The organism is Candidatus Accumulibacter necessarius (assembly GCF_036625085.1).
The window spans coordinates 311,751-329,119 of record NZ_JAZKUM010000004.1; the positions used below are offsets into that span (position 1 = coordinate 311,751).

Annotated in this window: 18 protein-coding genes; 15 read left to right on the forward strand and 3 right to left on the reverse strand. The window is 60.4% G+C overall.

What is annotated here, in order from left to right; genetic code table 11:
- The first annotated feature begins 15 nt into the window (after window positions 1-15).
- The 3 genes from V5B44_RS12570 (at window position 16) to V5B44_RS12580 (ending at window position 4,330) form a co-directional block, all read left to right on the forward strand.
- Window positions 16-1,809, forward strand: coding sequence for an acyl-CoA dehydrogenase (locus tag V5B44_RS12570; RefSeq protein WP_332359361.1), 1,794 nt, complete (start codon window positions 16-18; stop codon window positions 1,807-1,809).
- 115 nt (window positions 1,810-1,924) lie between these two features.
- Window positions 1,925-2,332, forward strand: a complete 408-nt coding sequence (locus V5B44_RS12575) for an acyl-CoA thioesterase (RefSeq protein WP_332359362.1) — start codon at window positions 1,925-1,927, stop codon at window positions 2,330-2,332.
- A 21-nt stretch (window positions 2,333-2,353) separates the two neighbouring features.
- The gene (locus V5B44_RS12580; protein ID WP_332359363.1) at window positions 2,354-4,330 is read left to right on the forward strand and encodes an acetoacetate--CoA ligase; all 1,977 of its coding nucleotides are present in this window, start codon (window positions 2,354-2,356) and stop codon (window positions 4,328-4,330) included.
- Between the two features lie 348 nt (window positions 4,331-4,678).
- Here the strand turns inward: V5B44_RS12580 and V5B44_RS12585 are convergent, their stop codons facing one another.
- Window positions 4,679-5,284, reverse strand: coding sequence for a helix-turn-helix domain-containing protein (locus V5B44_RS12585; RefSeq protein WP_332359364.1), 606 nt, complete (start codon window positions 5,282-5,284; stop codon window positions 4,679-4,681).
- A gap of 62 nt (window positions 5,285-5,346) precedes the next feature.
- On the opposite strand from V5B44_RS12585, the gene V5B44_RS12590 reads away from it, so the two are divergent.
- The 12 genes from V5B44_RS12590 to V5B44_RS12640 all read left to right on the forward strand — a co-directional run bounded on the left by V5B44_RS12590 (window position 5,347) and on the right by V5B44_RS12640 (window position 15,932).
- The gene (locus V5B44_RS12590; protein ID WP_287632703.1) at window positions 5,347-5,568 is read left to right on the forward strand and encodes a DNA-binding protein; all 222 of its coding nucleotides are present in this window, start codon (window positions 5,347-5,349) and stop codon (window positions 5,566-5,568) included.
- Window positions 5,561-5,773: a hypothetical protein gene (locus tag V5B44_RS12595; protein WP_332359365.1), complete on the forward strand. Its 213-nt coding sequence runs from the start codon at window positions 5,561-5,563 to the stop codon at window positions 5,771-5,773. The genes V5B44_RS12590 and V5B44_RS12595 overlap by 8 nt, the downstream gene beginning before the upstream one ends.
- Window positions 5,770-8,034 (forward strand): transposase domain-containing protein, encoded by a 2,265-nt coding sequence (locus V5B44_RS12600; protein WP_332359366.1) that lies wholly within the window; start codon window positions 5,770-5,772, stop codon window positions 8,032-8,034. Before V5B44_RS12595 ends, V5B44_RS12600 begins: the two co-directional genes overlap by 4 nt.
- A 10-nt stretch (window positions 8,035-8,044) precedes the next feature.
- Window positions 8,045-9,106: an AAA family ATPase gene (locus V5B44_RS12605; protein WP_332359367.1), complete on the forward strand. Its 1,062-nt coding sequence runs from the start codon at window positions 8,045-8,047 to the stop codon at window positions 9,104-9,106.
- Window positions 9,107-9,108: 2 nt separating this feature from the next.
- Window positions 9,109-9,555 (forward strand): phage protein GemA/Gp16 family protein, encoded by a 447-nt coding sequence (locus V5B44_RS12610; protein WP_287632693.1) that lies wholly within the window; start codon window positions 9,109-9,111, stop codon window positions 9,553-9,555.
- Window positions 9,548-9,802 carry a hypothetical protein gene (locus V5B44_RS12615; RefSeq protein WP_332359368.1) on the forward strand — a complete coding sequence of 85 codons (255 nt, stop codon included), beginning with the start codon at window positions 9,548-9,550 and terminating at the stop codon, window positions 9,800-9,802. Before V5B44_RS12610 ends, V5B44_RS12615 begins: the two co-directional genes overlap by 8 nt.
- Entirely contained in the window at window positions 9,799-10,128 is a 330-nt protein-coding gene (locus tag V5B44_RS12620) for a hypothetical protein (protein WP_287632688.1), read from the forward strand. Before V5B44_RS12615 ends, V5B44_RS12620 begins: the two co-directional genes overlap by 4 nt.
- Window positions 10,129-10,660: 532 nt before the next feature.
- Complete coding sequence (locus V5B44_RS26670; RefSeq protein WP_434735454.1) at window positions 10,661-11,050, forward strand: Mor transcription activator family protein; 390 nt, start codon at window positions 10,661-10,663, stop codon at window positions 11,048-11,050.
- 200 nt (window positions 11,051-11,250) lie between these two features.
- Window positions 11,251-11,904: a hypothetical protein gene (locus tag V5B44_RS12625; RefSeq protein WP_332359369.1), complete on the forward strand. Its 654-nt coding sequence runs from the start codon at window positions 11,251-11,253 to the stop codon at window positions 11,902-11,904.
- Window positions 11,901-12,593, forward strand: a complete 693-nt coding sequence (locus V5B44_RS12630) for a phage protease (protein WP_332359370.1) — start codon at window positions 11,901-11,903, stop codon at window positions 12,591-12,593. The genes V5B44_RS12625 and V5B44_RS12630 overlap by 4 nt, the downstream gene beginning before the upstream one ends.
- Before the next feature lie 908 nt (window positions 12,594-13,501).
- On the forward strand, window positions 13,502-14,386 hold the full coding sequence (locus V5B44_RS12635; RefSeq protein WP_332359372.1) for an alpha/beta fold hydrolase: 885 nt from the start codon (window positions 13,502-13,504) through the stop codon (window positions 14,384-14,386).
- 97 nt (window positions 14,387-14,483) lie between these two features.
- The gene (locus V5B44_RS12640; protein ID WP_332359373.1) at window positions 14,484-15,932 is read left to right on the forward strand and encodes a 3'-5' exonuclease family protein; all 1,449 of its coding nucleotides are present in this window, start codon (window positions 14,484-14,486) and stop codon (window positions 15,930-15,932) included.
- Here the strand turns inward: V5B44_RS12640 and V5B44_RS12645 are convergent.
- The gene (locus tag V5B44_RS12645; protein WP_332359374.1) at window positions 15,924-16,580 is read right to left on the reverse strand and encodes an ankyrin repeat domain-containing protein; all 657 of its coding nucleotides are present in this window, start codon (window positions 16,578-16,580) and stop codon (window positions 15,924-15,926) included. The genes V5B44_RS12640 and V5B44_RS12645 overlap by 9 nt on opposite strands.
- On the reverse strand, window positions 16,577-17,359 hold the full coding sequence (locus V5B44_RS12650; RefSeq protein WP_332359375.1) for a TatD family hydrolase: 783 nt from the start codon (window positions 17,357-17,359) through the stop codon (window positions 16,577-16,579). Before V5B44_RS12650 ends, V5B44_RS12645 begins: the two co-directional genes overlap by 4 nt.
- Between the last annotated feature and the right edge of the window lie 10 nt (window positions 17,360-17,369).

Genomic DNA, 17,369 nt, shown 5'->3' on the forward strand with positions numbered 1-17,369 from the left:
TAGAAGGAGAAGCACATGAGTGAATACATTGCCCCGATCCGTGACATGCGGTTTGTGCTCAAGGAACTCGCCGGGGTGGAACAGGTGGCCCAGTTGCCGGGTTGCGAAGAGGCGACGCTCGACCTGGTTGATGCGGTGCTCGAGGAAGCCGCGAGGTTTGCCCAGGAGGTCTTGTCACCGCTCAACTGGCCTGGCGACCAGGAAGGGGCCAGATGGCACGACAAGGCCGTGACGATGCCGGCTGGTTTCAAGGAGGCCTACAAGCTGTTCGCCGACAGTGGATGGACGGCGCTGGCCAGCGAACCCGAGTGGGGTGGCCAGGGGCTGCCCAAAGTGGTGGCGGCGGCCGTCGGGGAAATGTGGAAGTCGGCCAACCACTCCTTTTCACTGTGTCCGCTGCTGACGACTGGTGCCATCGAGGCACTGGTGCTGTCGGGCACCGACGAATTGAAGAAGACTTACCTCGAAAAGATGGTCAGCGGCGTGTGGACGGGGACGATGAATCTGACCGAGCCGAACGCCGGCTCCGATCTTGCCGCCGTGCGTACGCGTGCCGAGCCGCAGGCCGATGGCAGCTACCGAATCTTCGGCCAGAAGATCTTCATCACCTACGGCGAGCACGACATGGCGGAGAACATCATCCACCTCGTCCTGGCCCGTACGCCAACGGCACCCGAGGGGGTCAAGGGCATCTCGCTGTTCGTGGTGCCGAAGTTCATGGTCAATGGCGACGGCAGCCTGGGTGACCGCAACGACGCCTATTGTGTGTCGATCGAGCACAAGCTCGGCATTCACGCCAGCCCGACCGCGATCATGGCCTTCGGCGACCACAGGGGTGCCGCAGGCTACCTCGTCGGCGAGGAGAATCGGGGTCTCGAGTACATGTTCATCATGATGAACGCGGCGCGTTTCGGGGTCGGACTGGAAGGGGTTGCGGCTTGCGAGCGGGCCTATCAACGGGCGAGGGACTACGCACGCGACCGCATCCAGTGTACGGATATCGGAGTGCGCGGCGGCCCCAAGGTGCCGATCATCAATCACCCTGACGTGCGCCGCATGCTGATGATCATGAAATCACGCGCCGAGGCCACGCGAGCCTTGGCCTACGTGGTGGCAGCAGCCCACGACGCAGCCTCCCGTCATCCGGACAGCGAGGTACGCAAGCACAATCAGGCCTTCGTCGACCTGATGATCCCGGTGGTGAAGGGCTGGAGTACCGAATCCGGGGTGACCATCGCCTCGATCGGGGTGCAAGTGCATGGCGGCATGGGTTATGTCGAAGAAACCGGCGCTGCACAGCACCTGCGTGACGCACAGATCTCGACGATCTACGAGGGCACCACCGGCATCCAGGCTAACGACCTGATCGGCCGCAAGATGGCGCGCGAGGGTGGTGCTACCCTCAAGTCTGTGATTGCTGCGATGCGTGCCCTCGACGCCGACCTGGCCAAGCAGAACGGGGCTAACTTTGCTGCCATTCGCAGCCGTTTCTCGGCTGGCGTGGATGCGCTGGCTGAGGCTGGTGAGTGGCTGGTCGCCACTTACGGCGCGGACGTTCGAGCCGCATCGGCTGGTGCCGTTCCCTTCCTGACGCTGCTCGGGATCGTGGCCGGCGGTTGGCAGATGGCGCGCGCTGCGCTGATCGCACAAGCGAAGATCGACGGTGGCGACAATGATCCGTTCTACAAGGCAAAAGTGGTGACCACGCGCTTCTATGCCGACCACGTGCTGTCGCAGGCCGCTGGCCTGGCGAGTAGCGTGACCGAGGGGGCTGAGGGCGTGCTGGCGCTAGCGGAAGACATGTTCTGATAGCGGGCAGGAACACCCGGCGGCGCGCGTGAAGTGCCGTCGCCGGACCCCTGGACACGGGCCGCTGACGGTCAGCAACGCGGCCGAGCATACAAGATCGAGAACCGGAGCGCCAATGCCAAGCCAACGCAAACTCGTCCAGAGCAGCCTGATTCCTATTCGATGGGGAGACATGGACGCTTATGGACACGTTAACAACACCGTCTACTTCCGGTACATGGAGCAGTCCCGCGTCGAGTATCTGGAGAAGCTCGGCTTCAAGGTGATGCCACGTGGCTCGGCGCCGGTAATTATCAACGCCAGTTGCACCTTTCTGGTGCCGCTAAACTACCCTGGCGTCGTCGAAGTGAGGATGTTTTGCGGACCTCCTGGCCGGAGCAGTGTGCCGACCCACTACGAAATCCGCCTGCAGGGAGACGATACCGTCTACGCGACAGGCGATTCAAAGATCGTCTGGATGGATGTGGCAACAGGGAAGTCGGTGCCCATTCCGGAGGACCTGCGCGCGGATTTGACCGCATGACGACAGCGGGGAGGAGGGGAGATGAACCGCGACGCACTCTGGCGCCCTAGCGCCGAACGTATCGCTGCTGCCAGGCTCGGCAGCTTCATGGCGGCGGTGAACAGCTGCTGGCGTGTGGGCTGCTCGGACTACGCCAGTCTCTGGCGCTGGTCGGTGGCTCAGCCCGAAGCTTTCTGGACCTCGATATGGGACGAATGCCAGGTGATCGGCGAGCGCGGCACGACGGTGCTCGAAAATGGCGACCGGATGCCCGGCGCACGCTGGTTTCCGGAAGCCAGCGTCAACTACGCCGAGAACCTGCTGCGCCGCTGTGATGACTCTGACGCGCTGGTTTTCTGGGGTGAAGACAAGCTCAGGCGCCGCCTCTCGCATGGCGAACTCTACGCGCAGGTCTCGCGCTGTGCGCAGGCCCTCAAGACCGCCGGGGTCGGGCAGGGGGATCGCGTCGCCGCCTATCTGCCAAACATGCCAGAGGCGTTGATCGCCATGCTCGCCGCCACCTCGCTCGGGGCGGTCTGGTCATCCGCCTCGCCCGATTTTGGGGTCCAGGGCGTGCTGGATCGGTTCGGGCAGATCGAACCCAGGGTCCTGTTCTGCGTTGATGCCTACTGGTACAACGGCAAGCCGGTTGATTGCATGGCCAGGAACGCCGAAATCGCCGCCCAGATGCCAAGTGTGACCCACACCGTGGTGGTTTCCTACCTCGCCGAGTCCCCCAACGTGAGGGGGGTCAGAAACGGCTTGCGCTATGCGGACTTCGTCGCCCCCTTTGCTGCCACCCAAATCGATTTTGCGCCGCTGCCCTTCGATTACCCGCTGTTCATCATGTTCTCGTCTGGCACCACCGGTGTTCCGAAGTGCATCGTGCACTGCCATGGCGGTGCCCTGCTGCAACATCTCAAGGAGCACCAGCTGCATGGGGACGTCAGGGCCGATGACCGGATTTTTTACTTCACCACCTGCGGCTGGATGATGTGGAACTGGCTGGCTTCCGGCCTTGCCTCGGGGGCAACGCTGCTGCTCTACGATGGCTCGCCGTTTGTGGCGGGCGCCACCGGCCGACCCGGAACGATCCTCTTCGACTACGCCGACGTCGAGGGCATGACCCACTTCGGCACCTCGGCCAAGTTCATCGATGCGATTGCCAAGGCGGGTCTGAAGCCGCGTGAGACCCACCGCCTGGAGGCCCTGCGGGCGATGTTCTCGACCGGCAGCCCACTGGCACCGGAAAGCTTCGACTACGTCTATCGCGACATCAAACCCGACCTTCTGCTGGCCTCGATATCCGGCGGCACCGATATCCTTTCGTGTTTCGCGCTCGGGTGTCCTATCCTACCGGTTTACCGCGGTGAACTGCAATGTCGCGGGCTGGGTATGGCGGTCAACGTCTTCGACGACGACGGCCAGCCGATTCCGGCTGGCCAGGGTGGGCGCGGCGAACTGGTATGCACCGCAGCTTTCCCGGCGATGCCGGTGCGCTTCTGGAATGATCCCGGCGGTGCAAAGTACCACGCGGCGTATTTCGACCGCTTCGCCAATGTCTGGTGCCATGGCGATTTTGTGGAGTTGACGGCCAATGAAGGCATGATCATCTACGGCCGCTCGGACGCCGTTCTCAACCCTGGGGGCGTGCGAATCGGCACTGCCGAGATCTACCGCCAGGTCGAGCAAATGCCCGAGGTGCTGGAGTCGCTGGTGATTGGCCAGGAATGGGAGCACGACGTGCGCGTCGTTCTCTTCGTCAAGCTGCGTGAAGGAATGTCCCTAGACGAGCCGCTGACCGGCCGAATCAGGCAACAGATTCGTGAGAACACCACCCCTCGGCACGTACCAGCCAAGGTGCTGCAGGTGGTCGATATCCCGCGCACCAAGAGCGGCAAGATCGTCGAACTCGCAGTGCGCAACGTCGTGCACGGCCGGCCGGTGAAGAACCTCGAAGCGCTGGCCAACCCCGAGGCGCTGGAGTTTTTCCGTGCGCGGGTCGAACTTCAGGACTGAAGTGGAGTGGTCCGCTGAGGGGGAGCAGGGCATTTGAAACAACACGGAGCGAGAGGGTAGACGCCGCAAGCCCAGACGGGGCAAGGGTTTGAGGGCTGCTAGAGATTTCAGGCAGGTTTGAAACTTCTAGACGAAAATGCCCGGTTTACCAAAATATCTGAAACAGGAATGCCCTCCGTTTGGGCTGTTTCAAACCTTTTCGCAAACGAGGCGTCGAGCCGGGGGAAACCTGGCCGGCGCTTCGTCATTTCTGGCCCGGATCTTGGCTTCCTGGCCGAACCCCTGGTGTTCTTGGTCGGGAGGTTGCGCGGTATTTGGCACAGCCAGATCCGACGCGTTAAAAAGGGGTCACGAAGCAGCCAGCTTAACGGCTTCCTCGATCATGGCGGGATCTACCTTGCCGCTGGCCTTGAAGGAACGGTAGAGCATGGCCACGGCTTGAGCCTTCTTGTCAGGCACCATCGTCAGTTGGCGCAGATGTAAGGCTGATTCAACGCCCATCAAAATGCCAGCAAGCAAGACCGTATCGAGGCCGCTTTCCCGCTCAATGAGAACCCGAATGACGGGGCTATGCCGTCTCAGTTCGAGAAACAAGATTTCAGGATCAAAAACGCACAGATCATCGTTTACTAGGGATAGTTCAACCGCTTGTTCAAAGTCTTCATGCTTGATCCCAAATGCCTTTTCTAAAGCGATGACGTAAGAAACATCGTTCCATTCAAAGTGTTCTTGGCGAGTCGCCTCCTCACCGTGCAAGAGGACAATTAGGTCGACACCGATTCTTGACGCGGCCATCAAGTATTCCGCATCCGGAACGCGCGTTCCTGTTTCGTAGTTCCTCTGAGATCTCGCTGTGATGCCTAATTTTTCGGCCATTTCGACTTGAGATAAGCCAAGAGCCTCCCGTTCTTGCCTCAAGCGAGACCCGAACGTTCCTGTTTTTTTCGGTTCCATCGTTTACATAGGAACATTTGTTCCTGTATGATTTGTGTGCATCAATCATAACAGGAGCCAACATGAGACAGGAAAAACTAAGGACGCGGGAAGAAGTCATCGAGGAGTTCTCCCGCACGGGGCAGAGCATGCGTGGTTGGGCCATAGCCAATGGGCTATCTACTTCAGTGGTTGCCGGCGTGCTGAAAGGGAGATTTAGCGGGCGGATCGGGAAAAGTCACAAAGCGGCCGTGCTCCTGGGCATCAAGGAAGGCGAAATAGTGGAGGAATTCAGCCATGAGTGATCTCTACCTGGTGCGCTGCACCGACGTAGTAGGCCGCGCAATGGCAGGCATTTACGCCGCCGCCTTGACGTCTACCGGCATGGCTGCCACCTGGAAACAGGACCGGGCAGCCCGGTACGAATCGGAGGCCGCCGCCAATGCCGTTGCTTCTCGACTGGGAAAGAAGTTTTCCGGCACGGTGTGGTCTGCTGAGGTCGTGCAATGAGGGCATCAAACAGCCATGAAATGCACGACCCTGGTGTAAATAGGTCGTGCATTCCAGATGCACCGCACGGTAACGTGCACGACCAGGCTAGAAGCCTTGCCGTTACTGGCTTTTGCGAAAAAACACGGGAAGGCGGTGCACGCCGTATGCACGACCTAGGTTCGTGCAAGGTTCCGGAATTTTTGGGAGCGCCAGAGGCAGCGAAGCTACTTCAGCGAGTTTCTTCGACCATTACCCGACAGTGTGAATCCGGCAAGTTCGAGGGCGCAATCAAGGCCCGAGTCAACGGCATTGACGCCTGGCAGATCCCCGTTGCCAGCCTGCCGGCCCCCGCTCAACGGAAGCTGCACGCCGAGATCCTCAAGGCCCAAGCCGCGCACCTGGCAGCGACCCTGCCAACGATCGCCGCCCCGGCACCGGTGAAGCCGGCAGGGGTAGAGGCTGGCGTGATGTGGGATGCCTTCGAGCGAAGCCCAGCGGACCAGAAACGCCGCGCACAAGACGCGTTCGAGGCATTGTCTTTCTTCCACGATCTGGTGGCCAGCGGGCGAACCATCGGCGAGGCAGAAAAGGCCGTAGCCTCTGAGTTTGGAGTCAGCAAGGCCACCTTGTGGCGTTACCGGACGGTCACCGATGGGCAACCCAAGTTGAACTGGTTGCCGCTCCTGCGGCCGCGTTACAAGGGTGGACGGCCTTGGGCGGATTTCACGCCGGCAGCTTACGAGTACATCCGAGCCAAATTCCTCAACACCTCAGAAACGTCGTTGGCCGTAGTGCTCGAAGACGCGCGCACCGTGGCCCCCGGCAAGGGCTGGTTGATCCCCAGCTATCACGCGGTGCAGTATCGCTTGGAGAAGGAGCCGGCATGGCTGATGACCGTCGGGCGCAAGGGACCGAAAGCCCTGGAGCAAAGCTATCCCTCGGTCGAACGGGACTACACAAGCTTGGCCCTGCATGAGTTATGGGAGTCAGACGGGCGCAAGGCCGACGTGGTTTGCCGGTGGCCAGACGGCAGCATCGCCCGGCCTTTCATCATCGCCTGGCGGGAGGTTCGTTCACGCCTTGTCCTGGGGGTCAAAGGCTACCTGAATCCATCGGCAGATGGCGTGCTGGCAGCATTCGGCATGGCCCTTGAGCGGGCAGGATGCGCGCCAGACTTCGCCAAGATCGACAACGGGCGAGAATATGCCGCCAAGTCGGTCAGTGGTGGACAGGCAAACCGCTATCGCTTCAAGGTGATGCCGGGCGAACAGCCTGGAATCATGACCTTGGTCGGCACCAAGGCCGAATGGTCGAAGCCGGGGAGGGGGCAGGACAAGCCGATTGAGTCAGGCTGGCGCTTCTATGCCGACCGATGCGACAAAGCGCCGGAGTTTCAGGGCGCGTACTGTGGCCGCAACCCGGTTGCAAAACCAGAAGACTTTGACCGCGAGAAGGCCATTCCGATTGCGCTCTACGAGCAAAAACTGGCCGCTGTTCTGGAGTACTTCAACATGCAACACCGGCACACCGGCAGCGGCATGGATGGTCGCACGCCGATGGAAGTCTACACGACGCTCAGCGCCGAAAACCCCCGTCCACCGGTTCAGGCTGCCCATTTGCGCCTGTGCAAGATGGGTAGCGCTCAGATCAAGCCGGACAAGAAGGAAACCACGTACACACTGCAGATCCCCGGCTATGGCCGGTGCCGTTACTGGAGCGAGAAGATCGCCAACTCGCCGCTTGAAGTGCTGTCAAGGAAGCACAACGTCTATTACGAGCTGGAAGATCCAAAGCGCCCGGTGGCCATCTATGACGGCGAAAAATGGCTGGACGACGCGAGGCTGATTGAGGCGATTGATTTTCGAGAGCAAGGGGGCGCGAGCTCCGCCGCGCACGTTGCCGCCAAGAATGCCTTCATGAAGCCGAAAAAAGCGGCATTGAAGGCCATCGGCGAGGCTGGCCAACTGGATCAGCCCTCATTGCCTGGCGTGACCAGCCTGACCCCCCTGCCATCACCGATTCACGCCGTCACCTGCGAAGGCAAGCGGATCGCCGCACCGGCCCCTGTAACCGAAATAGAGGATCTGCTGATTCCGACGGGCAACCCTGCGGAGTGGAGGCACCGGGACACCGGGAAGATTTCTCAGGGAAGAACCGCCGCCGTCCCTCAAGCGACCGCCACCACGCAAGAGGATGAGGAACGGCTTTCCGCAATGGCCCGGAAAATACAAGCGGAAAAAGACAAAGCGCGGCCCCACATGAGATTGATGAACTGCTGAAGGGCAAACAATGATACAGGAAAAAGAAAATCACGTACTCGATTCCGCTTGGCTTTTTGCTGCTCAACAGACACCCTTGGACACGGAACTCTGGAAATCTCTCCGTGATCGCACTGCGGATGAACTGAAGAAAAACCCTGGGCAAGGCGTCGAAACCATCGCGCGAGCCGCCGGCGTTGATCCGGAACGCCTTGACATGTGGCTACGGAAGCCGAATTGCTTTCAATCGGCAAGGCGTGTCGGCGAGAAGCCAACTTCGTTCTTGATCGCTGAAGCGCTCGAACGCTACTTCGAGGCGCTTGACAAGGCCGGCAGGAATCCCAAAGACCGGTGTCCGTTTCGGGTCGAAACGAGCGTGACACAAGCTGTTATCAAGGGCATTGAGCTGGCCAGATTCATGCGCGAGACCGTTCTGATTGACGCCGCTTCCGGCCTGGGAAAAACGGAGTCGGTCAACGAATACATCGCGCGGGCTCGCAAAGGGGAGGGCTTTGATTGTCCGGTGTGGACCATCGAGTTGAACGAATACTGCATTTCGCCGAAAGCCATTCTCAGCTTGATCTGCACTTCAATCCTGGGGGAAGACCGGTACGAATCGCGCCCCGAGTTCGAGCTGTCGCGCGCCATTCTTGGGGCGACAGAAGGCAAGAATGGCGTGTTGATCATCGATGAGGGGCAGCATACGGCCGATGCTACGAAACGGCTTGGAATGAGTATTCTCAACGGGCTTCGCAGCTTTCCAGACAAGGGCGCATTCGGTATCGCCATTCTCGGCAGTGGCGAAACTTACCGCCGCTTGAAGACTGCCAAATATGCGCAACTTCTCAGCCGGGTTGAGGATTTCCGAGTAGACATTGCCGGTCTTGGGCAAGGCAAGAACGGGCAGCATGCCTTGACTGAAAACGACGTTTTCGCCGTCATGTCTGCCTGGGGAGCGGAAGACAAGGAGTATTGCCTCAATGCGGCGAGACAATCCGGCGCACTGCGGACAATGACGAACATTTTTCGCATGTCCATGGACCTTTACGGCACCGTGGATTCTGCCGCACTCCGCAAGATCAGGAGGTTTTAGTCATGCCCACCCGTCAAGATTATTACGGCCTGATTCACATGGGCGCTGCGCGCTTGGGGTTTGGCGCAGGGTCGGAGGAGTATCAAGCCTTCCTGGAAAAACACACCGGCAAGCGGAGTTGCAAGGATTGCACTGACCAAGAGCTGGCCCGCGTGGCGGACGTGCTTCGCAATACCTGCAAGGTCATGGATAACCCCCGCCTCAAGCGCGTTCGTGGCGGTCAAGGGGAGGGCAACCGCCCGAGTACCGCGCAATGGAACACGGCGGACAAGCTGTGCCGACGGCTTGGCATGTCTGGTTGCAACGATGCCAGATTCGCCGCGTTCGTCAAGCGTAACGCCAAGCTTGACCACCCGCGATTCCTGACCACCAACAGCATGCGGCTGTTGATTGCAGCGCTCAATTGCTGGCTTCGCAACCTCGAAACGAAGGAGAAACAGAATGGATAACTGCCCCGTGAAACATGCAAAAGAGCTATTCAGACAAGTCGAATTCGCCAGCGTTGGCCTTTATGCACTGGCGGATCTGGTGCGAGCGGCTGGCGATGAGGTGACGGGAAATGATGGCTTTATCGACTCCCTCGGGCATCTCTTGCGTATCGTCGCCAGAGACCTCATGAACTCTGCCAGTGAGGGGTACTTGCTCAAGAACCCCGCAAATCCCCCCCGGTACGACTCCCCGAAGGAATCCGCATGAGCGCGACACCACAGAACTTCGGAGCGCTGCCGGGTGCCTACTGGGATCTGCAGGGGCACCTGCACAGCCTTCGCTGCGTTGCCGAGTGTATCCCGCTGATCGAAACCGAAAATACCGACGCGCTTCGCATGGCGTGGCAAATTGACATAGTCAATCACCTGGTGTCGGTCGTGGATGAGCTGGTAAGAATGGCGCTCAAGGATGCCTCGCGGATGGAGATTCAACTGTCAGGGGGCGATGAGGCGGTCAGGTCTGGCTATCCCTGCAAATCGCTATCTCTCGCCGTAGCGTCAAAGCCTCCAGGAGCAAAGTTACCGTCTACTTAACGCGGTTATTTTTCGCGGGGAATAGCTGAGGCTACCCCGGCCAGTCCGAAGCCTTAAAACGCGATTCTGAGCCCCGGCCCTGTGCCGGGGTTTTTTTCCCTGCGAGGGGATCTATACTGACAGGGCTGTGACCGGCTAGAGGATCTGGAAAAGCGTCGTCAGATATCAGCGCGCGCAAGCGCCGTGGTCATGCGGGGGTGCTGCTTCGAGCAGGATGGCGTCCCGCCCGTCGGTTACAGCGTCCCTTGCTGACCATGCCGATACAAATCGTATCGGCATATTGCCCTGGGGGAACGGCTTATCCACCCTGCGTTACCAATTTGGTTGCGCAGGTAATCCATGTTGCCCTGCGGGAACGGCTTGACCCCGGCGAGTCTTTGAGGGTACGCCCGGCCCGGCGTGTCGACACCCGCACCCCCGCCCGTGCCTGGCTATTTTGTGCTCGTGAAGCCCTTCAAGGCCATCGGCCCTGGTGCCGTCTCGGTAAGGTGCCAGGATGGAATCAATTCATCATTTGGGGCTGCCAACCTCCATGGTTGAGCTAAGCGAAGTCATAGGTTTGCGCCATGCGCTAGCCATCGCTGAAGCCGCCGGGGGAACGCTAATCAGGATACCGTTAGGGCGCGGCCCGAGGGCTTCAACTGCGCAACGTCTTCAATCGTTGATCGGGGAAGCCGCTTACGTCACGCTGGTTGCCCATTATGGCGGATGCGCGATTAACGTGCCTCGCTGCGTAAAGGCGAGGCGCCTCGCCCGGAATTGGCTGATTCTCTCAGCGTATGACGAGGGTCAATCCGTCACTTCCCTGGCAAAACAATATGCACTGACAGAACGTCAGATCAGAACCATCCTCAATCGATCCTGGGATCAGATTGACCTACCCGGCCTTTCAATCCAAGCGCCTGGCCAGAATTCAGAATGAAAATTCAGGGAGTAATACAGGGTTTCCGAAAAGGTCCAAACGACCCGCGAGAGGCGCATAGCCGGGAATCCGGGGCTCTTCACCCCGCTCCGCCCCATGTCCCGAGATCCCCTCTGCCATGCACGAGGCAGGAGGGGATCACCTACAACGGTCGTGACCACATAGCAACCAACCCCGAGTCTTCAGAAGGAAACCAACCCATGCCCCCCCAAAACATCGCAGACGTTCGCGCAGCTTACGAGCTGCTACGGAAAACCGCCGATGATCTGCGCCAAGAGCATTCGCAAGTCACTGCGTCGCTAGCCGCTGTGCAAGAAGAGCTGAAAGCCCTGCCTTTGGCCTATCTGCCACCGGAAGACCTGAAGGCCGGAATATTCGAGCTGATCGAGGCTTGTGGCCATCGATACAGCGCGTCGGTTCGAGAGTCGATTGCCGCTTTCGCCACGGGCAATATGCGCGGGTTTGAACACCCGTGTGTTGCTTCCGATTTGGGTAAGCCGCTGCGTTTTTGTGACCTGGAGGCCGCCATTGAAGGCACGGACCCAACATTGGGCAGAGCGCAGTTTCTCACGCGCGGGCAGGTCAAGTGCGATGATCAAATGATCTACCTCTTCTTCGGTGACTTGATCCGGGAAGGGCTGAAAAATATCATGGCAGCCATGCCGGCAGCCGAACTCGGATACGACAAAATCCACCCTGGCAAGATCGGAACCACCCGCCAAGAGCGACGCCAAGCGCTCGCAGAACTGAACGTTCAAGCGGTCAATCTGCAACAGCGCAAGGCCGATCTAGAGCGTGATCTTCGCGAGATCGGCTTCCCTGTTCGCACCGATCCGAAAGGCAAAGCGTCATGATGACCAGCCCGACGTCAACCGCCGAGCCCCTGAAAGCCGCCGGGAAGGAAATTCGCATCATGCCGGCTGGGGTCTTTCGCGCCAACGATGGACGCCCCGCCGGGCTGCCTGGCTGGCGGATTGATGCCGCAATTGCAGCCCGCATCGTGGCCGACCTTGCCTCCCGCGATGAGCTGGTGATCGACTACGAACACCAATCGCTGCTGGCGAAGCAGAACGGCCACCCTGTTCCGGCAGCAGGATGGTTTGGCCGTGTCGCCTGGCGCGAAGGGCAAGGCTTATTTGCTGTCGACGTCAAATGGACGGCCAAGGCGCGCCAAATGATTGCCGCCAGCGAATACCGTTACATTTCCCCGGTTTTCACGTACAACGACGCAACGGGGGAGGTTGATCGCCTCCTCAATATCTCCTTGACCAACACGCCCGGCCTGAACAGTCTGACGGACTTGGCCGGGCTTTCATCGAGCCGGCCCGCTGGCGCTGCGACCGGCCCACGCGAGTCTGACCGGGGGATTGACGCATTCAACAGCGCATTCGGTGGGGCTGGCGTCTTCCACCCGGATACCCCGTCAGAAAGCCTTGCCGGTTTGGCCGGGACTGTGCAAAAGCCGCATATCCCGCCGTCGACGCCCCCCGACGATGCCGAAGTATTGCGGCGATCGTTCCCGAACGTCTTCGCAGGCCGATAGCGCTCGCACCTGGTAGGCCGGTGCTTGCTCGTCAGTGGGGCTGATCTGCCGGCCCTGGCGTCATCTGTCTTCTTGACGTTGGCGCGTTAAGTCTCGCTTCTTGGCCCCAGATTTAACGCGGTGGCCAGCCGCCGCCGATGGAAAACGAGGATGCCCGCCAGCCGGCATTGCCCGCGCAGGATTCAGCATGCAAACTTCCGTCCTGGCCGGGTGATCTATACTGACAGGGCTGTGACCGGCAAGAGGATCTGGAAAAGCGTCGTCAGATATCGTAGGGCTTCGGGCCTGACGGTCATGCGGGGGTGCTGCTGCGAGCAGGATGGCGTCCCGCCCGTCGGTTACAGCGACCCGACCCACAAGGTAAATTCCTGCCCTGGCATATTGCCCAACGTAACCGGCTTGACCCCGGCGAGTCTTTGAGGGTGCGCATTTCGGGTGATAGTTGGCAGAAATCCTGTTTCAAACGTTTCGGGAATGTTTCAAACGTTTCGGAAAAATGTTTCAAACGTTTTGCAAACCATCAGCGGATCAAAGCTCAGGGCGAGGCAAGGCCCCGCATGTTGCCATGAGTTTACATAATACGAATTATCGGTAATTCAGCATACCAAGCAGACGTCCAGACAGCAAACTGATGAGCACACGCCATGACCGATGAAGCCGACTGTCGCTCCGCCGTCACTCGCCTGAACGACGATCTTGACCAGCGGGTTGTCAGCAATGTTGCACAAGCGTAATGAAATCAGTGCATTGCATGGCTAACCTAATCCCGTTTATTGATTTTCACAATCGCCGGCTCTTCGTCCGCAAGGGCTCCATTTGGCCAATTCTCAGGCCCGTTCAATCGATTCGGTGGTAGATTGCCAGAACGATGGCTCGCGTCGTCTTACTCACTTTTTGAGCTTTTCCCAATGCCACAAATCACTGCCAACAATCTTCAGATCGAATATGAAGCCTTGGGTGCCGAGTCGGCGCCTGCCATCCTGCTGATCATGGGGCTTGGTGCGCAACTCGCTCGCTGGAACATCGAACTCTGCGAAGCGCTCGTCGACCGCGGTTATCGCGTGATCCGTTTTGACAACCGCGACTGTGGTCTGTCGAGCAAACTCGACCAGGCCGGCGTTCCGGATGTGGGTCGCGCGCTACGCACGGGGACGCCGCTGGTAGCGCCCTATACGCTCGAAGACATGGCCGCCGATTGCATCGGTCTGCTCGATGCGCTGGGTATCGCGAAGGCCCATGTCGTTGGCGCCTCGATGGGCGGTGCGATTGCGCAGATCGTCGCCGCGCTCTATCCGCAGCGCACACTGTCGCTGACCAGCATCATGTCTACCAGCAGCCATCCTGACCTGCCACCGCCCACACCCGCGGCGGCGCAGGCGCTGATGGCGCCGTTGCCGCCGACGCGAGACAAGGAAGCGTTGATCGAAGACGCCATCAGGCGCCAACTGGCCGTCGCCAGCCCGGAATTTCCAAGCTGTCCGCAGCGCTTGCGAAACCTGTTCACCGAGGAACATGAGCGTGGTTTTTACCCGCGCGGGGTGACGCGTCAACTGGCCGCCTTTCTCGCCAGCGGTGATCGGCGTGCTCTGCTGGCGACGATCACGGCGCCGACGCTTGTGCTGCACGGTGCCGACGACCCGTTGATCCCGATCGCCTGCGGTTACGATGTGGCGGCGCACATCCCGGGTGCCGAGATGCGGGTGATCGAAGGGATGGCACACGACTTTCCCGTGGCGCTCACCGACGTGTTTGCCGACGCGATTGCGTCAGTGGCGCAGGCAGCGGCAGCCTGATGCCCGGTCTGTTGACCCGCGAGAATGAGTTTGCAGTGGCCCGTTGCCAGTCTGTTGTCCATCGGCCCCGGTTCGTGGCGGCGTTGACCCTCCAGAGATGACAGCCCTCCTCGCGCCCGAACCCCTTGTCTTTGTCGATCTTGAAACCAGCGGGGCCAACTTTGCCAACGACCGCATCATCGAAATCGGGCTGATCGAAGTCGACGAGAACGGTGTCCGTGAATGGAGCACGCTGGTCAATCCAGAAACGCCGCTTTCGTCCTTCATCACCGGGCTCACTGGCATCGATGACGCAATGGTCTGTTCCGCCGCCACTTTTCGCGAGCTGGCACCCACTCTGCTCGACCGCTTGCGGGGGCGCTTGCTCATCGCCCACAACGCCCGGTTCGATTACGGCTTCCTGAAAGGCGAGTTCAGCCGGATCGGGGTGGATTTCCGTACGCCGAAACTGTGTACCGTCAAGCTCTCGCGCAAGCTGTTTCCGCAGCATCACCGGCATAACCTGGACACCCTGATGGCGCGTCATGGGCTGAGCGTCGCCGGTACGCGTCACCGAGCGCTGGCCGACGCGCGACTGCTGTGGGACCTGTGGCAATGCTGGCACCAGCAACTGCCGGCGGCAACGATCCGGAGCGCCGTGGCGGTGATCGTCGGGCGCCCCGAATTGCCGCCCCAGATCGATCCCATGCTGATCGACGATCTACCCGAAGCGGCCGGTGCCTATGCGTTCTACGGTGAGGATGGTCGCCTGCTCCTGAGCCGGCACAGCAGCAACCTGCGCCAGCAGGTACTGGCACACTTCAGCGTGGACAAGCGCGAGAGCACTCTGATCCGCGGCACCTGGAGAATCGACTGGCGTGAAGCGGCGGGCGAGTTGGGTGCACGCCTGCACGCGATCGACCTGGCTCGTTCGGGATCCCCTGCCGCACCTGAACAGGCTGCCGGGAGGACCTCTTCCAGGCTGCCCGTTGCGGCCAGCCAGCTCTGTTCGTGGCAACTGGAAAAAGGCGCTGAGGGCGACTTCCGGCCGCTACTCGCTCTCGCTGATGACATCGATTTTGCGCTGACCGATGATCTCTTCGGCTTGTACCCCAGTCGTCGCGAGGCCTTGCGAAGCCTGCGCACACTGGCTGACGCTCACCGTCTGTGCCACAAGCTGCTAGGTCTCGAGGAAGGGGCCAGAGGCGCGGCGTGTACCGCTTACCGGCAGAAGAATTGCCGGGGCGTCTGCATTGGCAAGGAAGCGCCGGCGCTGCACAGCGCCCGCCTGATGACCGCGCTGGCCAGGTTGAAAGTCAGGGTCTGGCCCTACAGGGGACCGCTGGTGCTGATCGAGCGAGACGAGTTCGGTATGCGCGAGGATCTCCATTTGATCGACCGTTGGCGCCTGATCGGCACGGAGCACAGCGAAGAAGCGCTGCAGGCGCGCCTTGCCGACGGACCGAGCGGGGGCGGCTTCGACCCCGACATCTACCGGATCATCAACCGCTTCCTCCAGGCAGGCAGGGTGCAGGTGCGTCCCCTGCCCCCATTTTTCTCACCTTGAACGCGCGCCAGCCGCCGACTCACCGGCGCGCCCGCCAGCTTTGCGCAAGAGGTCTGCGATATCGGTGTTCTCGGTCTTCAGCGCCCAGTCGATGGCGGTCGCACCGCGCTCGTTGGCAATGTTCGGATTGGCATTGTTCTGCAGCAGCAACTCGACCACTTCGAGGTGCCCGAAGCGCGCGGCAAACAGCAGCGCCGTTGAGCCATTCGCGGTTGTCGCATTGATCTCGGCGCCCTTCTTCAGCAGGTAGTCGACCACCGCGGCATGACCGTTGAAGGCTGCGTAGATCAGCGGCGGCCAGCCGTACAGGTTAACATCTGCGCCTGCTTCGACCAGGCGTGTCACAAACGGTAGTTTGCCTTGGTACGCTGCCAGGCTCAGCGCGGTCTCGCCGTTGCGGTTACGGGTGTTCAGCCGCGCGCGCCGCTTGAGAAGAAAGTCGAAGAAATCCATGTTGTCGCGCTGGACGCTCTGCATCAACAGCGTGTTACCCGTCGCGTCAACCGAATTGACGTCCATGCCACGGTTGATCAACTGGATGGCCCAGGAAGTGTTGGCGGAGATCAGCGCCTCCTCCATGTCTTCGTACGCTCCGGCTGAGGCCAGGGCGGGCAGGAGCAAGGCAAACAATAGAACGAGGATCTTCATTGAGTAACTTTCGAACGGGCGGAAGGGAACAGACGGAAGAAATTGGCTGTTGTGGCGTCGACGAGGGCCTCATAGCTCAGGCCACGCAGGCGTGCCACTTCTTCCGCGACCTGCTTGACATAGCCTGGCTGGTTGGTTTTTCCACGATAGGGCACCGGGGCGAGATAGGGTGAATCGGTTTCCACCAACAGGCGGTCGAGCGGCACGCGCTGTGCCACCTCCCTCACCGTGAGCGCTTTCTTGAAGGTGACGATACCGGACAGCGAAATGTAGAAACCCTGATCGAGTGCGGCTTCGGCAACCGTCCAGGTCTCGGTGAAACAGTGCATGACGCCGCCAGCCTCGCCGGCACCCTCCTCCTCCATCAGGCGCAGCGTGTCTGCCGCCGCCTCACGGGTATGAACGACCAGAGGTTTCTGCGCCTGGCGGGCAGCGCGAATGTGGGTCCGGAACCGCTCCCGCTGCCACTCGGGCGCATCCTTGTGCCAGTAGTAGTCCAGCCCGGTCTCCCCGATGGCAATCACCCGCGGGTGGCCTGCCAACTCGACGAGTTCGGCAACCGTCGGTTCGCGCACCTCGGTCGCCTCCGGATGAACGCCAACCGAGGCCAGAAGCAGTGGCCATGCCTCGGCCAGAGCCAGCACGCGCGGCAGATCTTCCAGGGTGACACCGATGCACAGCGCGCAGCCAACCCCATTGGCCTGCATCAAGTCAACGACCTGCTCGATGCTGTCCGACAACTGCGGAAAATCGAGGTGACAGTGGGAATCAACCAGCATTAAACCACCA